Annotated in this window: 13 protein-coding genes and 3 pseudogenes; 8 read left to right on the top strand and 8 right to left on the bottom strand. The window is 38.1% G+C overall.

Annotation, left to right across the window (positions count from 1 at the left end; all coding sequences use genetic code 11):
• Positions 1-46: 46 nt before the first annotated feature.
• The 6 genes and pseudogenes from L3081_RS22955 to uvrA form a co-directional block, all read right to left on the bottom strand.
• Positions 47-1944, bottom strand: a pseudogene (locus L3081_RS22955) (AMP-binding protein).
• A gap of 87 nt (positions 1945-2031) precedes the next feature.
• A pseudogene (locus tag L3081_RS22950) lies at positions 2032-2927 on the bottom strand (spermidine synthase).
• Positions 2920-3531 carry a fused MFS/spermidine synthase gene (locus L3081_RS22945; RefSeq protein ID WP_242288592.1) on the bottom strand — a complete coding sequence of 204 codons (612 nt, stop codon included), beginning with the start codon at positions 3529-3531 and terminating at the stop codon, positions 2920-2922. The pseudogene L3081_RS22950 and the gene L3081_RS22945 overlap by 8 nt, the downstream one beginning before the upstream one ends.
• A 98-nt stretch (positions 3532-3629) precedes the next feature.
• Entirely contained in the window at positions 3630-4043 is a 414-nt protein-coding gene (locus L3081_RS22940) for a GNAT family N-acetyltransferase (RefSeq protein ID WP_242288591.1), read from the bottom strand.
• On the bottom strand, positions 4027-4170 hold the full coding sequence (locus L3081_RS22935) for a GNAT family N-acetyltransferase (RefSeq protein ID WP_242288590.1): 144 nt from the start codon (positions 4168-4170) through the stop codon (positions 4027-4029). Before L3081_RS22935 ends, L3081_RS22940 begins: the two co-directional genes overlap by 17 nt.
• 206 nt (positions 4171-4376) lie before the next feature.
• Positions 4377-7203, bottom strand: a pseudogene (gene uvrA / locus L3081_RS22930) (excinuclease ABC subunit UvrA).
• Between the two features lie 161 nt (positions 7204-7364).
• Between uvrA and L3081_RS22925 the strand changes: the two are divergent.
• From L3081_RS22925 to L3081_RS22910, 4 genes are all read left to right on the top strand, one after another.
• On the top strand, positions 7365-8213 hold the full coding sequence (locus L3081_RS22925; protein WP_242288589.1) for an SLC13 family permease: 849 nt from the start codon (positions 7365-7367) through the stop codon (positions 8211-8213).
• Positions 8214-8281: 68 nt separating this feature from the next.
• A complete protein-coding gene (locus L3081_RS22920; RefSeq protein ID WP_242288874.1) occupies positions 8282-8830 on the top strand; it encodes an SLC13 family permease in 549 nt (182 codons plus the stop codon).
• Positions 8802-10193 (top strand): MFS transporter, encoded by a 1392-nt coding sequence (locus L3081_RS22915; protein ID WP_242288588.1) that lies wholly within the window; start codon positions 8802-8804, stop codon positions 10191-10193. The genes L3081_RS22920 and L3081_RS22915 overlap by 29 nt, the downstream gene beginning before the upstream one ends.
• Positions 10194-10629: 436 nt before the next feature.
• Positions 10630-12072, top strand: a complete 1443-nt coding sequence (locus L3081_RS22910) for a tripartite tricarboxylate transporter substrate-binding protein (protein ID WP_242288587.1) — start codon at positions 10630-10632, stop codon at positions 12070-12072.
• Between the two features lie 112 nt (positions 12073-12184).
• Here the strand turns inward: L3081_RS22910 and L3081_RS22905 are convergent, their stop codons facing one another.
• Positions 12185-13690 carry a tripartite tricarboxylate transporter permease gene (locus tag L3081_RS22905; RefSeq protein WP_242288586.1) on the bottom strand — a complete coding sequence of 502 codons (1506 nt, stop codon included), beginning with the start codon at positions 13688-13690 and terminating at the stop codon, positions 12185-12187.
• Positions 13691-13704: 14 nt separating this feature from the next.
• Entirely contained in the window at positions 13705-15075 is a 1371-nt protein-coding gene (locus L3081_RS22900; protein ID WP_242288585.1) for a tripartite tricarboxylate transporter substrate-binding protein, read from the bottom strand.
• Between the two features lie 386 nt (positions 15076-15461).
• On the opposite strand from L3081_RS22900, the gene L3081_RS22895 reads away from it, so the two are divergent.
• Genes L3081_RS22895 through L3081_RS22885 form a run of 4 tightly spaced genes read left to right on the top strand, consistent with a single transcriptional unit; the run spans position 15462 to position 18320 of the window.
• A complete protein-coding gene (locus tag L3081_RS22895; protein ID WP_242288584.1) occupies positions 15462-15725 on the top strand; it encodes a hypothetical protein in 264 nt (87 codons plus the stop codon).
• Positions 15709-15837, top strand: a complete 129-nt coding sequence (locus L3081_RS27500) for a hypothetical protein (protein WP_274620726.1) — start codon at positions 15709-15711, stop codon at positions 15835-15837. Before L3081_RS22895 ends, L3081_RS27500 begins: the two co-directional genes overlap by 17 nt.
• Positions 15833-16246 carry a TonB-dependent receptor plug domain-containing protein gene (locus tag L3081_RS27495; protein ID WP_338027487.1) on the top strand — a complete coding sequence of 138 codons (414 nt, stop codon included), beginning with the start codon at positions 15833-15835 and terminating at the stop codon, positions 16244-16246. The genes L3081_RS27500 and L3081_RS27495 overlap by 5 nt, the downstream gene beginning before the upstream one ends.
• The gene (locus L3081_RS22885) at positions 16236-18320 is read left to right on the top strand and encodes a TonB-dependent receptor domain-containing protein (protein WP_242288583.1); all 2085 of its coding nucleotides are present in this window, start codon (positions 16236-16238) and stop codon (positions 18318-18320) included. The genes L3081_RS27495 and L3081_RS22885 overlap by 11 nt, the downstream gene beginning before the upstream one ends.
• Positions 18321-18339 lie beyond the last annotated feature (19 nt).

The following is an 18339-nucleotide window of genomic DNA, read 5'->3' as shown; positions in this document are numbered from 1 at the left end:
TCATTGCCCCTTTGTTGTAAAAAACTAACCTTATATAAGATAAATATTAGCTAGTTATACCCGTTAACCTTGGGGTTAATTCCGCTAATACTTGTGGGTCATCAATGGTTGACGGGATATCAATATGTTGACCATCGATCATTTGGCGTAATGTTTTACGTAATATTTTTCCTGAACGTGTTTTAGGTAAGCGTTCAACAATAATTAACCCTTTTAAAGAAGCAATCGCGCCAATTTCTGCACGGACTTTCCCTTTTAAGTCAGCAATTAAACTTTCATCACTTTCCGTAATGCCATTTTTAATTACGACTAAACCAAAAGGCACTTGACCTTTTAACGTATCGTTAATACCAATAACTGCACATTCAGCAACGGCGCTATGACCAGATAATACTTCTTCCATTTCACCCGTGGATAAGCGATGCCCTGCTACATTAATAACATCATCAGTTCGACCCATAATGAATAAGTAACCAAGATCATCAATATAACCGCCATCACCTGTAACATAATAGCCAGGATGAGTTGATAAATAGCTAGATTTAAAGCGCTCTTCATCTTGATAAATGGTTGCCAAACAACCGGGAGGCATTGGCAATTTAATGGCAACAGTGCCTTGATGATTTGCTTTGGTAAGGCTTTACCGTAAGCATCTAAAATTTCGACATTAAAACCTGGCACAGGGAAGCCGGCAGAGCCTGCTTTTGTCGGCAGTAATTCAGCACAATCGTCATCTGTAAATGGTGTACTAGCAATTGCCCGGCCTGTTTCTGTTTGCCACCAATGATCAATAACAGGCAGTTGTGACTTTTCGCTTAACCAATGGTAAGTCGCCGGATCTAGACGTTCTCCGGCAAGGTATAAACGTTTCAAATGAGATAAATCATAATCCTTCATTAATAAGCCGTCAGGATCTTCTTTGGCGATTGCGCGAAATGCTGTAGGGGCACTAAACAGTGCGTTGACTTTGTATTCTTCACATGCGCGCCAAAATGCACCTGCATCAGGAGTTTTGATGGGTTTACCTTCATATAAAATAGTACTACAACCGACCATTAATGGAGCATATACAATATAAGAATGACCAACGACCCAACCAACATCTGATGCTGCCCAGAAAGTGTCACCAGTTTTCATTCCATAGATGTTTTTCATACTATAAAGCATGGCAACAGCATGACCGCCATTGTCTCTTACTACGCCTTTGGGCTTACCTGTTGTGCCAGAGGTGTACAAAATATAAAGGGGATCAGTACTTTTAAGTTTTACTGGAGCAATGCCTTTGGCAGTATCCATTAATATTTGCCAGTTATAGTCTCTATCGCTATCCATTGGTGCACTTAACTGCTCTCTTTGATAGATAATACAACTACTTGGTTTGTGTGTTGCTAGCTCTATGGCATTATCAAGCAAAGGTTTATAAGGAATTACTTTTTCAATTTCGATACCGCAACTTGCGCTAACCACTACTTTAGGTTCAGCATCATTGATTCGGATAGCCGGCTCTTTTGCAGCAAAGCCACCAAATACCACCGAGTGAATGGCGCCAATCCGCGCACATGCTAACATTGCTATCGCGGCTTGTGGGATCATGGGCATATAAATAAGGACACGATCGCCTTTTTCTACGTGTTGCTTTTGCAGTACATCAGCAAATTTTGCAACTAATTCCGTTAACTCAAGATAAGTGAATGTTTGTTTAGTATTTGTGACAGGAGAATCATAAATGAGTGCAACTTGCTCACCGCGACCTTGTTCAATATGATAATCAAGGGCAAGATAGCTAGTATTCAGTTCGCCATCAGCAAACCAATCTGTCCGACCATTATCATTTGTCGACAATGTCGTTTGGGGGTCTTTAAACCACGAAACAAGCTTAGATTGCTTGTTCCAGTAGGTTTTTGTTGAGTTGACTGCCTCTTGTTGTTGGTCTGTAAAGCTCATGAGATGCCCTTAATAAGTTGTAATTTATACTAACACTATAAAAGTGTCGACAAAATAAACCAATTAGACCTTTGGCTAAGTTTAACACTATTTTACATTTAATAAATTAGCAGGTGAAAATTGGTCCGTTAGTACACGCGTGCTTTCTGGCCAATCTTGCTCGTCTTTTGTATTGACCATTTTTTGATACAGTAATCTAATATCGACATTATATAAGGATAAATCTTTATCAAGTTTGTCGACAATATCTTTAATAATGGGCGCATCACTAAAGCCATTTTTTTTGGCTAGAATTATGCGATTTGAATTTTTTTATTGGCAACTTGATAAAAATGACCGAATACAGACTTATAAGTAGCCGACTCATGAGCATATAGTTTACTTAACGAAAAAGTGTTTGCACTCAGAACGCCGTTATCGGTTAATAAGGTTTTTGCTTCGGTTAAAAATTCTTTAGTCATTAAATGCTCTGGAATATAATCTCCATTAAAGGCGTCAAGAATAATCCAGTCATAGGTGTGCTTTTTCATTAAAGCGCGTTTGATAAAAATGCGACCATCTTGGGTATAGGTTTTTATTTTTTTATTTTCAACAAACTCAAAATACTCTCTCGCTACTTTAATCACGGCAGGATCAATCTCAACATTATCTATTTCACTTTCTGGGTAAAGCGCCGCTAAGGTATTTGACATAGTGCCGCCACCAAGGCCAATAATTAAAATACGCTTTGGCTCAGGATTAACTAATAAGCTTGCCATGAGTAACTTAGTATAGTTGAACACTAATTGTAGTGGCTGACTTTTTAAGTAGCAGCTTTGTTGGGTTTTATTACTTTTAACATTAAACTTTAAGCAACGTAAATCATCGTTATCTTCGACTAAAATATTACGATAAAGTGAGCGTTCTTGGTGGATAACCTTAGCATTCGCTAACGACATAGTCAGCAATATACATGATAAAATGATAGCAATGATTTTAAACATGACTGGGCTCCAGACGCTCTAATTGCAGTGACTTGTGAATAACAATAGCGCATATTCCTAAACAGGCAAGTACACCACTAAAACTGAAAACAATCACATTAATATCAAACCATAAAATTAAATAGAAAGAGGTGACAATGGTGCCTAACGCGCTGCCTAAGGTGGATATAAAGTATAGTTTTCCGGCGATTTGTCCACTCTCATGCGAGCTTTTAACTAATAAGCGAACAGAATAAGGGGATAACATGCCTAAAATTACCGTGGGAATAAAAAATAGCACCATTGACGCAACTAAAGAGCCATAACGAGAATCTTCAATAGCGAGAAACACAGTTTCCATTAGCCACTGACCAAACAAGGCTATGGGTAAAATAGTAATGGCGGCAAATAAGAAAATGAGCCCGTAAATGGCTAATGATGCAGAGCGCGTAGATAATTTACCCCCCAGTAAATAACCCAAGGATAGGCTAAGCATAAATACGGTAATGATACTCCCCCAAATATGTACGGAACTTCCAAAAAAGGGGGCGAGAATTCTACCACCTAATAACTCGATCCCCATAATACAAAAACCACTTGTAAAAGCGAGCAAGTATATAAACATATTGGGGTAGTTTTTTTGGGGGGTGTTATGTGTAGTATTCAGAAGTTTAGTCCTTATTATTGTGTAATTTATTATTGTGTACCGATCTGCAGAATAAGCTATTTAACCTTCATTTGGTAGTGTACGGCGACAAAGTCACCAATAGGGTCTTTATGATCGTATTTTTTAACAAACTGCATGCCCATTTTTTTCATGACAGCAATTGAACCAAGATTATCTTCTACTGCTAAAGCCGAAACATATTGGCTACCTGCTTGCGTAGCAATACCATCTTTTATCGCCATTGCTGCTTCCGTTGCATAACCTTTTCCCCAAGCTTTTTTGAAGAAGCGCCAACCTAGCTCTAAATCGTTAAAATCAGGTTCGTCGGTAAAAAAAGCCATTGGCCGAATTAATATCCGGCCAAGATATTCTGTTGTTTCTTTGTCAGAAACTTGCCAAATGCCAAAGCCTTTTACCGGATCTCTATAAGCTTGCATACGTGGTAAAAAAATCTCATGAATACTTTCCATACTCTTTGGGTGTTCCACCATTAAGAAAATGCATAACTTCAGGGTCTTGGTCTATAGACCATAACGCATGTGCATCTTCTTCGCCCATTAGGCGATAACTTAGTCGTTTTGAATTTTGAATCATCATAAGTAAACTCAGGTATTTTGATTTTTATTGTAATGCATTAAGATTCTACGAATCAATGGCAAGCGGGCTAACTACTTCATCATAGGAGATTTTGGGGTGTGATACACGAAAAAGTAATATAAAGTTAGATAAAGTAAAAGAGAGGATAATCTCCTCTCTTTTATTGTTCTTAATAGCAGTTTTTTTGTGGGTTTTAGACCGTTAGTCTACTTGAGTAACGGTTTTAAAAAGCGGGCAGTATGTGAACTTTCATGTTGTGCCACTTGTTCAGGTGTGCCGGCGACCAGTATTTCTCCACCGCCTGAACCACCTTCTGGGCCTAAATCAATTATCCAATCGGCCGTTTTAATCACATCCAGATTATGTTCAATGACTACTAGTGTATTGCCTTGGTCACGTAAACGATGAATAACATGGAGTAATTGCTTAATATCATGAAAGTGTAACCCTGTGGTAGGTTCATCTAAAATATATAACGTTTGGCCTGTATCACGTTTTGACAGTTCTTTAGATAGTTTCACACGTTGTGCTTCACCACCCGAAAGGGTAGTCGCTGATTGACCTAATTTGATATAACCTAAACCAACATCAAGTAACGTTTGCAGTTTGCGTTTTACCGCAGGAATGGCATTGAAGAATTCAAAGGCATCTTCTATTGTCATGTCTAATGTTTCATGAATATTTTTGCCTTTGTATAATACTTCTAACGTTTCGCGGTTGTAGCGTTTACTTTTACACACATCGCAAGGCACATACACATCAGGTAAAAAGTGCATTTCTACTTTGATTAAGCCATCACCTTGGCAGGCTTCACAACGACCGCCTTTTACATTAAAACTAAAACGTCCAGGTTTATAACCCCGTGAACGCGCTTCTTGCGTTGCCGCAAAAATATCGCGAATGGCGGTGAATATACCGGTATAAGTGGCAGGGTTAGAGCGTGGTGTTCGGCCAATTGGGCTCTGATCAATATCAATAACTTTATCAAGATGCTCTAAACCTGAAATAGATTTATAAGGAGAAGGTTCATCAAGGGTGGCGCCATTTAGCTCGATGTGGGCGAGCTTATACAAGGTATCATTTATGAGCGTTGATTTCCCTGAGCCTGAAACGCCGGTTATACAAGTCATTAAGCCGTTAGGAATAACTAAATCTACATTTTTTAGGTTATTACCGGCGGCACCAAGAAGCTCAACCACATTGTTTTTATCAAACGGATGACGTTTTTTGGGTATTTCGATAGACTCTACGCCAGATAGGTACTTACCCGTGAGTGAGTCTTTACATGCTAGAATGTCATCTACGGTACCTTGAGCAATAATTTCACCGCCATGTACCCCAAGACCAGGTCCTATATCAATAACAAAATCTGCTGCGCGAATAGCATCTTCATCGTGTTCAACCACAATCACCGTATTACCTAAATCACGTAAATGAACTAGTGTACTTAATAAGCGTTCATTGTCGCGTTGATGTAAACCAATAGAGGGCTCATCTAACACATACATTACACCAACTAAACCAAGGCACCAATTTGACTTGCTAAGCGAATACGGCGGGCTTCACCCCAGAGAGTGTATTAGCTCCGCGAGATAAGTTAAGGTAATTCAATCCAACATTGACTAAAAAGCCTAAACGTTCGTTGATTTCTTTTAAAATCTTTTCGGCTACTTGGGCTTTTTGTCCTGTCAATTTTAAACCTTGAAAGAATTCAAGGGCATCAGCAATGGCAAGTTCAGCTACCGTTGTTAGCGGGGTATCATCGATGAAAACATTACGTGCTTCTAAACGTAAACGGCTACCATTACAGTCAGGACAATGTTGACTATTTAAGTACTTGGCAAGCTCGTCTCGTACAGCATTTGATTCCGTTTCTTTGTAACGGCGCTGCATATTATTAATGATGCCTTCGAACGGATGCTTACGGAGTACAACATCCCCTCGATCGTTCATGTACTTAAACTCGATTTCTTTTTCCCCGCTGCCATAAAGTACGACTTTACGTGCTTCTTCACTTAAATCTTTAAATGGCATATCCACAGCAAATTTATAATGTTCAGCAAGGGCTTGTAACATTTGAAAATAATAAAAATTACGTTTGTCCCGGCCGCGAATAGCGCCGCCGGCAAGGCTAAGCTCGTCGTTAGCAATAATACGGTTACTATCAAAAAATTGTTCTATGCCTAAGCCATCACAGGTTTGACAAGCACCGGCAGGGTTGTTAAATGAAAAAAGTCGAGGCTCTAATTCTTGCATACTATAACCACAATGCGGGCAAGCAAAGTTAGCAGAAAAAATTAACTCTTCTCTGTTAGGTTCATCCATAAAAGCAATTTTTGCGGTGCCGGCGGTTAATCCTAGCGTAGTTTCGAATGATTCAGATAAACGTAATTGAATATCAGGGCGTACTTTTAAACGATCAACGACAACCTCTATGGTATGTTTTTTATGCAATTCTAACGGTGGTGGATCAGATAAATCACATACTTCACCGTCAATACGAGCGCGAATAAAGCCTTGTGCGGCTAAGTTGTCGAGCAATTTCACGTGTTCGCCTTTACGATCTTGCAGTACTGGCGCTAACAACATGACTTTAGTGCCTTCTTGAAGGGCTAGTACGTTATCAACCATTTGAGAGATTGTTTGGGCGGCTAACGGTTGATGATGGGTAGGGCAACGAGGTTCGCCTACACGTGCATATAACAACCGTAAATAATCGTAAATTTCGGTAATAGTACCTACGGTTGAACGTGGATTATGAGACGTCGATTTTTGTTCAATAGAGATAGGCGGTGACAACCCTTCAATGTGATCTACATCAGGCTTTTCCATTAATGATAAGAATTGGCGTGCGTAAGCAGATAACGATTCAACATAGCGTCGTTGCCCTTCTGCATATAAGGTATCAAAAGCCAGTGATGACTTTCCTGAGCCTGAAAGGCCAGTGATCACCACTAGTTTATCGCGAGGGATCGTTAAACTAATATTTTTTAAGTTATGGGTACGTGCCCCTCTGACGTCAATATTTTTCATTTTTTGTCTATTAATCCATTGGCAAAACCACAGCCGCGTATTATGCCATAAAGAAAAAATGATGTTCAGTTATTAAACTCTTTTATTTATAATATAATCAATTAACTTTTTATTTTTACTCAAATATTAATGAGTAAATTATTGTTTCTAAAGGCGTCAACTTGCTTACAAAAAATATAATTAACTTATTGTTGGCGGCTATACTTTTTGCTGCTGCTCTTTTATTTATTGATGCAGAGCCTCAAGTGCAGCAAGGTATGGCTATATTTGTGACAGTTGCCTGGTTATGGATATCTCAAGCACTACCTATTAGTACTACCGCTTTGTTAATTCCAGTCATGGCTTTAGTTAGTGGCTTATTACCTGCGTCAGAGGCTTTTGAGAACTTTGCTAGTCCTGTTATCTTTCTGTTTATGGGAGGTTTTGCACTGGCTGCGAGTTTACAAAAGTATGGCTTAGATCAGCTGTTTGCCTTGAAAATGTTATCGCTAGCAGGCGGGCGCCCCTTAATTGCTATTTTATTATTATTTTTAGCAACGGCCATACTTTCTATGTGGATCAGTAACACGGCTACCATTGCGTTAATGTTGCCAATTGCCTTGGGGTTGTTATCAAGGCAGAGCGTGACTGAAAATCCAAAATTATATATTTTTGTTTTATTAGGTTTAGCGTATTCAGGAAATTTAGGCGGTATGGTAACGCTTATTGGAAGCCCGCCTAATGCCATAGCGGCTTCGGCAGTAGGGTTAAGTTTTTCTGATTGGTTACGTTGGGGTATCCCCATGTTTGCTATATTATTTCCATTAATGATTATTCTTTTATACTTTACCATTAGACCTACCTTTTCTCGTTCCATTACTTTTACACTCAATACTATTGATTACCACTGGCAACGAAATGCCGTGATTATTATTTTTGCTTTTACTGCTTTAGGCCGGATATTCAGCTCGCCTTTATCTGAGGCCTTCGGTATTAGCTCTGGGTTTGATTCAATGCTTTGGCTGTTTTAGCCATTGTCATGTTAACAGGATCAAAATGTTTACCCTTTGATGATTTTGTTGAAAAAACTAATTGAGGAATTCTACTTTTATTTGGTGGCGGCTTAACCTTAAGTGCCGTACTTAAAGCCTCTGGTGCCAGTATGTGGTTGGCTAACCTTATTAGTAGTAATTTGCCTGTTAACCATACGTGGTTGTTATTATTAATTATTTGTTTATTTGTGATATTTTTAACTGAGCTTGTCAGTAATACTGCTAGTGCCGCATTACTGGTACCGTTATTTATGTCCGTAGCGGTTGATTTAAATTTACCCCCCGTTGTGATCGTGGTGGTTATCGCCTTATGTGCGTCTTGTGCTTTTATGTTGCCAGTTGCTACGCCGCCTAATGCAATTGTGTTCTCTTCCGGTTACATTCCACAAAAAGAGATGATGCGTCTTTGGTTTAGTGTTGAATATTGTCTTTTCGATTGTGATTGCGAGTGTCGCCACAATATTAATATAGGTTGTTTGTTTTGTGATGTTTTTGTTGCTGATAATTGCGTGCTAAACTACCGCCGTTTTCATTGTCATTATTATTTTCTATTAGGTAAACATTTTCATGAGCGTTTCAGGTTTAAACCGTATTGAGAAAAAAGCGGCATTTTCACTGGCCAGTGTTTTTGGTGTGCGAATGTTAGGGCTATTTATGATTTTGCCTGTGTTTGCTATTTATGGCGAGCAATTAGCGGGTTATAGCCCTTTATGGTTAGGTCTTGCCATTGGTGCGTATGGTTTAACACAAGCCTTATTACAAATACCTATGGGAATATTATCTGATAAGTATGGACGAAAACCTGTGATATTAGCAGGGTTAGTCGTTTTTCTTATTGGTAGTGTGGTTGCTGCCCTCTCCACCAGTATTTATGGTGTTGTTATTGGTCGAGCTATTCAAGGTATGGGCGCTATTGCCAGTGCTATTTTAGCATTAGCAGCAGATTTAAGCCGCGAAGAGCAAAGGCCAAAAGTGATGGCAACCATCGGAATGTTTATTGGTTTATCTTTCACCTTGGCTATGATTTTAGGACCGATTGTTGCCGATGCCTTTGGTTTAAGTGGACTCTTTTGGTTTACTGCTTTATTAACCATTATTGCAATGATTTTGATTCAATTTATAGTCCCTTATTCCGTAAGTAAAGCGCCTCGTGGTGATAACGTGGCTTTGCCAAAACAAGTAGTTAAACTTATTCGTCATCCGCAATTAGCGCGCTTGAATGCGGGAGTATTTGTTTTACACATGGCATTAACTGCCTGTTTTGTTACCTTGCCAAAACAATTTGTTGCCAGTGGTTTAGCGTTAGAGAATCATTGGCAATTATATTTACCTACCTTGCTCGGCTCTTTCTTTTTAATGGTGCCGTTTATGATTATTGCCATGAAAAAACAGCAAGAAAAGCCGATGTTTAGTGGTGCTGTGGCATTATTGAGTTTAGCTCTGTTTTTCTTATGGTTATTGCCAACAGGCTTGGGCAGTTTGATATTTTCAGTGGTGTTGTTTTTTACAGCATTTAATTATTTAGAAGCAACAATGCCCTCTATTTTATCACGCATTGCGCCTCTTTGGGTAAAAGGCAGTGTGATGGGGATTTATTCAACGAGTCAATTCTTAGGTGCGTTTCTTGGTGGTATTATTGGTGGCTTTGTTGCCAGTCGCTTGGGCGAGCACAGTATCTTTTTAGTGATGGCATTTATAAGCTTAATATGGTTGATGCTAAGTTTTGGCATGCAAAAGTTAAAAAAATCGAAAAGTTTTAGTTTTAGCACTAATATCCATATAGCAGAACGAGTTGAAGAAGTGTCTGAACTGCTGATTAATATGCCTGGTATTATAGAAGCAACTCTGGTTCAAGAAGATACAAGTAATAACGAGTTAGAAAATAACCCTGTTGTTGCTTATCTAAAAGTTGATGAAAAAAATGTTGATTTACCGGCGATTAAAGCCTTATTAAGCTAAGCACAGTCATACTAGTTTGGTCAATTATTGCTATTTTCTAGACGCGTTAAATTCAATCTTTAAACTTAAAAAAGCAATACTTAAATTTGATTGGAAACACCGAAATCAGACATTCGATTCACATGATTATTTGTGTTCTAAATATTTAATAGTTTTATGGCGCATTGGGGCACTTAATGAAATAGTATGAATGTATTATCTATAAATGTTTTTGGCGTTCCATTTAAATTAAATAATAGATTAGAGTAATCATCTTTTAGTATTTATTTAATCTAAATATTATCTCTTATAAATTTATTCTCCGGCTGAAAAATTGTCATCATTGTATAAAGCAGTTTTAAGGCTTATTATTTGGTCAGCACCCTATTGCAATCAAACTCTAATCATTGTCTACTATAAGTTATCCTTTGTATTTAATATTAATAAAAATAATTACATGCTTAAAAATCTTATTTTTCTAATAATTATAATTTTTTCTTGGTATTCTATCTCCACAACACATGCTTTATCTGAAAAGACTGAAAAGACTGAAAAGACTGAAACGATAGAACACCTTACAATATATGTTCCTGGAGCTGAAAATGGGGGCTATGATTATACAGCGAATGCCCTTAATGATGTATTGCTTCAAAGTGGTTTAGTTAAGAAAATTGACATTGTACATTTAGTGGGTGTTGGTGGTGTTTTAGCCTTAACGCATTTTATTCACAATGTCTTTACTGAAGAATATGCAATATTATTAGGTGGTCGTTCAATGATGGGAGCGGCTTTATATAACAACTCTTCTGTTTCAATACTTCAAACAACCCCTTTAGCGTGCTTAATAGGTAAACCTCTTGCGATCGCCGTGGAAAAAAATTCACCGATTGAAAATATTAATGATTTGCTTGAAGGAATAAGCACCGATACTTTAATGATCAAATGGATTGGTGGATCAGCAGGAGCGGTTGATAATGTTTTTCTCAAAGATTTATTTGTTGAAATGGGTTTAGACGTTGAAGAGTTAAATTACCATCCGGTTCCAGGAGGAGGTCAAGCTGTTGCAAAGCAACTAATTTCTGGTAACTACACTGCGGCTATCAGTACATTAGATGAATTTAGTCAAGCGATTAGTGATAAAGAAATTAGAATTATTGCCCTTACTTCAAAGGAGGTGATTGAAGGTTTAGATATTCCAACATTAACGAGTGTAGGCATTAATATTGCTATGAATGATTGGCATGGCGTTTTCATTTCAACTAAAACCTCTGAAAGCAAAAAACACATATTAAGCGAATTATTTGAAAACCTAAGTAAAAATTCAATGTGGCAAAAAATCATCAAAGACAGTCATTGGCAGAATAAGTATATTGATGATGATAAATTCTTAGATTTCCTGAACAGTGAGCAAGCACTGTTAAGTAGCAAGTTTACCGCTAAAAAAACTGACTCAGTGGCTAAAAATAGCTTTGATAAACAAACCAAAAATTTGCTTCGTAATCCTTATCGTTGGGCAAGTTATATCGCCATTGTTTGTGTGATTTTATTAATCATGATTCTTATTATTAAAGCTAAAAATAAGAATCGTGAAGAAAAACTTCAACATAATCTTAAAAAAATTGAAGAAGAAAACCGTCAGAATAAAGAAAAATTAGCGGAAAAAGTGAATGGTTTGTCAAAACACATAGAGCATGAATTTGCTAAATGGGGACTAACCCCCACAGAGAAGGAAATTGCTTTAATGTTGTTAAAAGGTCTAACGTTTAAAGAGATTGCTGAAGTGAGATCTAAGAGTGAACGGACGGTAAGGCAACAAGCAGGAGCGATATATGCTAAATCCTCGTTATCTAATCGAAGCGATCTTGCTGCTTACTTTTTAGAAGACTTGATGGCGCCTTAGTCAGTGAGTTTGAAATATTGCTGAGTAGAGTGTTTTTATTAGAAAGGTAGAAAAGGCTATATATTAATTAAATACATAACCTTTCCTACCATTAAATCTAAGCTAGTTGTTTTTATACTGCCTTTCTTTTTTGTACATGTTTAATCACTGTAGAGAGTATTGATACAGAGATAATAGCTAAAAAAGTAAGCGTTATTGGTCTAGTGAAGAAGATACTGAAGTCACCAGCCGATATTGAAATAGAACGTCGAAACTCTTGTTCAATTAATGGTCCTAATACAACACCAAGTAAAACCGGTGCAATAGGAAAATTAAATCGTCTCAACGTAAATGCTAATAAACCTAGCACAAAAACAATCAGCGTATCACTAATACTACCTTTTAAGCTGTAAGCACCTAAAATTGAGAAAACAATAACTGACGAATATAACAATCCTGAGGGAACTTTGAGTAATTTTGACCATAAACCAACCAAAGGAACATTAATGACTACTAATAAAATATTAGCGATATATAAGCTGGCAATTAATCCCCAGACTAAATCACCACTGTTTTGAAAAAGTAACGGTCCTGGTTGTAACCCATACATTTGAAAAGCAACTAACATCACTGCTGTCGTTGCTGAGCCAGGTATACCTAACGCTAGCAACGGCACCATACTCCCACCTGCGGCTGCATTGTTTGCAGCTTCAGGCGCAGCAACACCTTCAACAGCACCGTGGCCGAAGTTTTTTGGGTGTTTAGATACCTTCTTTTCAATACCATAAGCCATAAATGCTGCAATTGTACCTCCTGAGCCCGGTAATATTCCGGCAAAAAAGCCAATAATTGTTCCGCGAAGCCAGGCAAATCCAGATCGAATCCACTCAGCTGAACTCATACCTAACTTAGTTTGTGTTGTATCAAACTGACTATTATCTTTTTTATCCTGACCCGATAATACCCAAAGACTCTCGCCAACAGCAAATAAACCGATACCCGCCAAAACGATATTTATGCCACTATATAGCTCTGGTAAACCAAAGGTTAGTCGAGCTGTTCCCGTTTGCATATCGATACCAATCATGGCAATAGTGATACCTAAAAAAGTAGAAAATAATGATTTTGTTAAAGAAGTACCACCAATAGTTGCAACCAACACAAGGGCAAGTAACATCAATGTAAAATATTCAGGCGGGCCAAATAACAACGATAATTCAACTAAAGCAGGAGCAATTAACATTAGCATCGCGGTGGCGAAAGTACCTCCAATAAAGGATCCGATAATAGCCGTTAATAAAGCCGTACCTGCTCGGCCTTTTTTCGCTAAAGGATGACCGTCAAAAGTAGTAACGACCGACGAAGAACAACCCGGAGTATTGACTAAAATAGCGGTAATGGCGCCGCCGTACATAGCACCATAATATATACCACCAAACATAATGAATGCAGAGATAGGCTCCATGCCAAAAGTAATTGGTAATAACAACGAAATGGCGACAGCTGGGCCTAAGCCGGGTAACACGCCAACAGCAGTGCCAAGTAATACCCCAATCATGCCGTACATTAAATTTTCAGGTGTGCCTGCAATACCAAAACCATTGGTAATATTGGTAAAAATATCAGTAAAAGAGTCCATAATATAAGCCTTGGTTAAGGAACGATAACGTTCAAGAAGTGTTCAAAAACAATGGTAATTAAAGCCGTTAATATAACGGCAACAATAATGTCTCGTTTAATCGAGGTCGAACCAAGGTTTCTTGAAATAATAGGAATGAAAATAGGCGTAACATAAATAAACCCTAAGTATGCTAAGCCCACTAAATACAAAGCAATGGTTATACTTGCAAGGTAAAATTTATGTAAATTATCTGTAGAAATATTCTCTATACTCACCACAGTGTGTGATTGTCGATTTTTAAAATAATTAACCAATAAAAATAGGCTGCAAATAAGCAAACCACCACCTGCAATTGAGGGGAAAAAGAAAGGGCCAATTGAAGCGTATCCATCTCCTCCTGACCCCAGACCACCTTGCTCTACAATATACTGAGTTTGTTTTCTGTCTTTAATAATAAACTGGGTAAAATCATCGCCTGTTAAAAAACTGTCTTGCCAGTTGTTTCGCTTGATAATGTCTTCCCAAGTAGCCGAATTTCTCGCTTTGCTTATTAAATTGATAAGATATTGTCGTTGTTCTTTAGTAATATTGGGAGCGGCAACAATTGCTCGCCAATTTTGAAAATCTACATCAATACCAATTTCAGCAAAGGTTGTAATATCAGGGTGTACAATTCTAGTGGTTGAAGATATCCCTAATAAACGAACACGATTAGCTTCAACAACACCACCCCATTCAGAATACCCAGAAACACCTGCAATAACTTGACCTCCCATTAAAGCGGCCGTTGCTTCACCACCACCTGTAAAAGCAACATAGTTAATATCTTGTGGATTTATTCCCATTTTATTTGCTAATAAATTTATAAATAAATGGTCGGCACCACCAGCCGAACCGCCTCCCCAGATTATTTTTTGGGGATCCTTTTTAAAAGCATCCATTAGATCTTCTAAAGTTTTAAATGGTGAATCGAAAGGGACCCCTATAGCTTGAAACTCACCTGTCAACCTCGCTATTGGCGTAGTTGATTGCAAATTAAACTCACTATTATGCATAATTGACGCGCCGGTCATACCAAAGCCTGTAACCATAAGTTTGTATGGATTGGCATCGAAAGTAGACACAAGTTCTGCTAAAGCAATTATTCCGCCGGCCCCTCCCTTATTAACAACTTCTATTGATCTTGGTGATAGCTTTTCTTGAGTAATTGATCTTTGTAAGAAACGACCGAGTTGATCCCAACCACCTCCAGGGTTTGAAGGTACGGTTATAACTAAAGGATATTCAGGTTGCCATGCGTTCATAGTTTGTTCTGCTGAATCGGCATAACATATGGTTGGTATCAAAGCTATCCGGCTTAGCAGTATCTTTAGAAGACTCTTCTTCATTATTTGAATGCTCAAAACGTTACCTCTTTTTTTTTGTAAGTTATATGCATTTATTGGATATGTGGTCTTGTATTCCGTAAACGAATGAATGCTTTTTTATGTGTTTTACGCATTATAAAATAAGTTTTTTTGAATAACTAACATCAGGCAAGAGACTTGATTTAGACTAAAAAAGAAAATTAACTATACATAGTCAAATGACTTAAATGGTTGTTTTATGTGTATAACCTATTGTAATTCATCGTGTAAATATATTTGCGTCTTTTGACGTATAGTGAAAGCTATGAATTTGTTTATGGTTGAGTCAATGATATTAAATATTAATATCAGAGGATAAAAAGATAGACTAACTAATAAAATTACAACTTAGAATAATAAATAAAGTTTGGGGAGTAAATATTATGTCAAACAGTAAACAGCAAGTTATCAAAAAAGTATTTAAGAAAACCGCTATTGCAATAGCGTGTGCAAGTGCTACTTCATTGGCTATCGCGGCTGATACACAAAGTGAAGCACAAAGTAAAGTACAAAGTGTTGAAAGAATAACGATTACAGGCTCTAATATCAGGCGAAATCGTGATATCGAAACACCTTCTCCAATTGAAACTGTTGGTCATGAAGCTATAGAGTCTGCTTGGTATCGGTCAAATGCAAGACCTAGTTAAAATGGTTCCTGCAATGGCAGGCTCTGACTTAGCCGGTGGTCGAGAGGCGCAAGGAACATCTCAATTTAGCTTACGTGGCTTAGGGGTTCTTTGGTACCTTAACGTTAATTAATGGACGCCGGGCAGGTCTTTCACCTATTTCAACTTCGCAAGGTTTCTTTTTTACTGATATTAACCAGTATCCAACCAATATGATTGAAAGTGTTGAAGTGCTTAAAGATGGTGCGTCAGCTACTTATGGCTCTGATGCTGTTGGTGGTGTGGTCAATATAATCACACGCAAAAACTTTGAAGGGCTAGAGATTGGAGGTGAATACCGGGATAATGAAGTCAACCCTGCGCAAAGTTTAAATTTTGCTATTGGTAAAAGTTTAGATAAAGGCCATTTCTCAATGTTTGTTAACTATTACGAACAAGACGGCGGAGCCCGTGGTGAATATGATTGGTTAGTTAAGCGTTCTAAAGGTGATTCTTTTATCGCATCTGAGAATCAGTACGACTCATCAACAGGTGCTTGGTAGGTATGCTTTAGCAACACAAAATCCAGATGATCCTACTCACTATGTACGATCATCTGATGATGTAGCTGACCCATATTGTGGACAACCATCGGCAGATACAGGCATTACACAAACTTTTGTTGATGGTAATAACTGTCGATATATATTTTTAAATCAACGTGCATTGATAGGTGACGAAAGCCGTTTACAAGCTTTTGCTCAGTTTGATTATGAAATATCGGATGATACAACCGTTTTTGGCGAAATGAGTTATTCAAGTAATGAGGTAACCGACATTATTGGTGGTGCCCCCTTAGATGTCCGCACTGATGATGGTGGTTTTTATGTACCAAGTGACCACCCATTTAACTACTTTGTAAATGATGGCAGTGATGGTATTGTCTGGGATGAAGCAGCTGTTGCTGAAGACCCTTCAGCAGCAGTTGACGTTATTTTCAGAGGTCGCCCATTAACAAATAATGATGGTCAATATGGGGACGATATCGAGAAAAACTTTGAAAATAGCCGTATCGTAATGGGCTTCGATACATTTTTAACTGAGGATTGGAGCTTATATGGTTCATACACGTATGCCCACTCATTAATGACGGATGTATTACCACGTAATTTCAATGGTATTAAATTTAGGGAAGCTATTGGTAGTGGACGTTGGAATCCATTCTCAATTGGATGGGCTGACCCTACAGCTACTTCGGTAAAAGATGGTGTGACAACCGGTAATGACGTCTATGGCCCATATACCGAAAGTGATTTAGGACAATTTGCAAGCTACCGTACTTTTATTCGTGAATCAAATCAACAAGCGATCGAATTAACATTAAGTGGTGCGTTGTTTGAGTTTAATGATTTAGAAGTTGTTGGTGCATTTGGTGTGCAATATCGTTCTATGGAATATAGCGAAATTGCTGATAGTGCGCAGGTTTTCCAACAAGGTGGTTATGAAGACTTTGTATTTTCAATTAACGGTGCTACACAAGATACAATTGCAGTATATGGTGAAGTTATTGTGCCGGTTACAGAGGATTTAGAAGTTCAGGTAGCTCTCCGTTATGAAGATTATGGTGAAGGGGAAGGCGGTGATACGACTGATCCAAAAGTTGGTGTTCGATGGCAAGCAACGGATATGGTTCAATTACGTGGCTCTTGGGGAACTTCTTTCCAAGCACCATCAGTTAGAAATGTTCTTGGTGCGGGCGGTGGAGGTTCACTAGCCGATTCTATTACCTCAGCGGTTTTTGCAGCAGGCCCAGGTTCTTCATGTGATCCATCTGTTAATGATACCTTTAATGTAACCACAACAACCTTAGGTGGAAACTTAAAACCTCAAACCGCGACTAACTTTAACTTAGGCATTGTATTAACTGATGATGAATCCTTTACCGTTTCTGCAGATTACTGGAACTATGATTACAAGGATTTAATTGGTCCAGGTCAATCAGCAGCATCTATTCTAGTTGATGAATGTAGTGGTGGAAAATATACACCTGATGATCGCGTAACTCGTGATGTAACTGGGCAAGCTGTTTCTGTTGTCAACACCTTCGCTAACCTTGGGGGGGTCACTGCTGATGGTATTGACTTAACGGCTAATTATGGTTTTGATGAAGTATTTGGTGGCAAGTTAGTTGTAAATACTAGTCTTACCTATATCAATTCTTATGACATTGATAGTGGTGATGGCAGCCCTACATTTGATGGTGCTAATAATCGTAATTCATCATTTGGGCAATTAGGTTCAGTTCCTGATACTCGTGTGAATCTAGGTTTTGATTGGCAAAATGATCAACACAGCGTTAGCTTTTACGTTCGCCATATAGGCGGTTACGAAGATCGAACACCAAATAATGATTATGATGCTATCGACTCTTTTACCGTATTCGATACCGGCTATTCGTTTGATGCTAGTGGTTTGATTGGTGAAGGTACAACAAACCTTTCTGTCGGGATAAATAACATTACCGATGAAGAACCACCGATAGATCCTAACAGTGCTGACGGCCGTCGGGCATTTGATAGCGTAGTACATGATCCAAGAGGTAGAACTATATATGCAAAATTTAAGCATAGTTTTTAGTTAACTTATTTAAGTCACA

Source organism: Colwellia maritima, from assembly GCF_022669015.1.
GTDB classification, from domain to species: domain Bacteria; phylum Pseudomonadota; class Gammaproteobacteria; order Enterobacterales; family Alteromonadaceae; genus Colwellia; species Colwellia maritima.
Note: the sequence above shows the minus strand (reverse complement) of the source record. Positions and strands in the feature narration are given on the sequence as shown.

Coding starts and splice junctions, on each gene's coding strand:
- L3081_RS22945 (WP_242288592.1), bottom strand. CDS start 3,531: ATGTTTATATACTTGCTCGCTTTTACAAGTGGTTTTTGTATTATGGGG.
- L3081_RS22940 (WP_242288591.1), bottom strand. CDS start 4,043: ATGGAAAGTATTCATGAGATTTTTTTACCACGTATGCAAGCTTATAGA.
- L3081_RS22935 (WP_242288590.1), bottom strand. CDS start 4,170: ATGATGATTCAAAATTCAAAACGACTAAGTTATCGCCTAATGGGCGAA.
- L3081_RS22915 (WP_242288588.1), top strand. CDS start 8,802: ATGAGCGTTTCAGGTTTAAACCGTATTGAGAAAAAAGCGGCATTTTCA.
- L3081_RS22910 (WP_242288587.1), top strand. CDS start 10,630: ATGCTTAAAAATCTTATTTTTCTAATAATTATAATTTTTTCTTGGTAT.
- L3081_RS22905 (WP_242288586.1), bottom strand. CDS start 13,690: ATGGACTCTTTTACTGATATTTTTACCAATATTACCAATGGTTTTGGT.
- L3081_RS22895 (WP_242288584.1), top strand. CDS start 15,462: ATGTCAAACAGTAAACAGCAAGTTATCAAAAAAGTATTTAAGAAAACC.
- L3081_RS27500 (WP_274620726.1), top strand. CDS start 15,709: ATGCAAGACCTAGTTAAAATGGTTCCTGCAATGGCAGGCTCTGACTTA.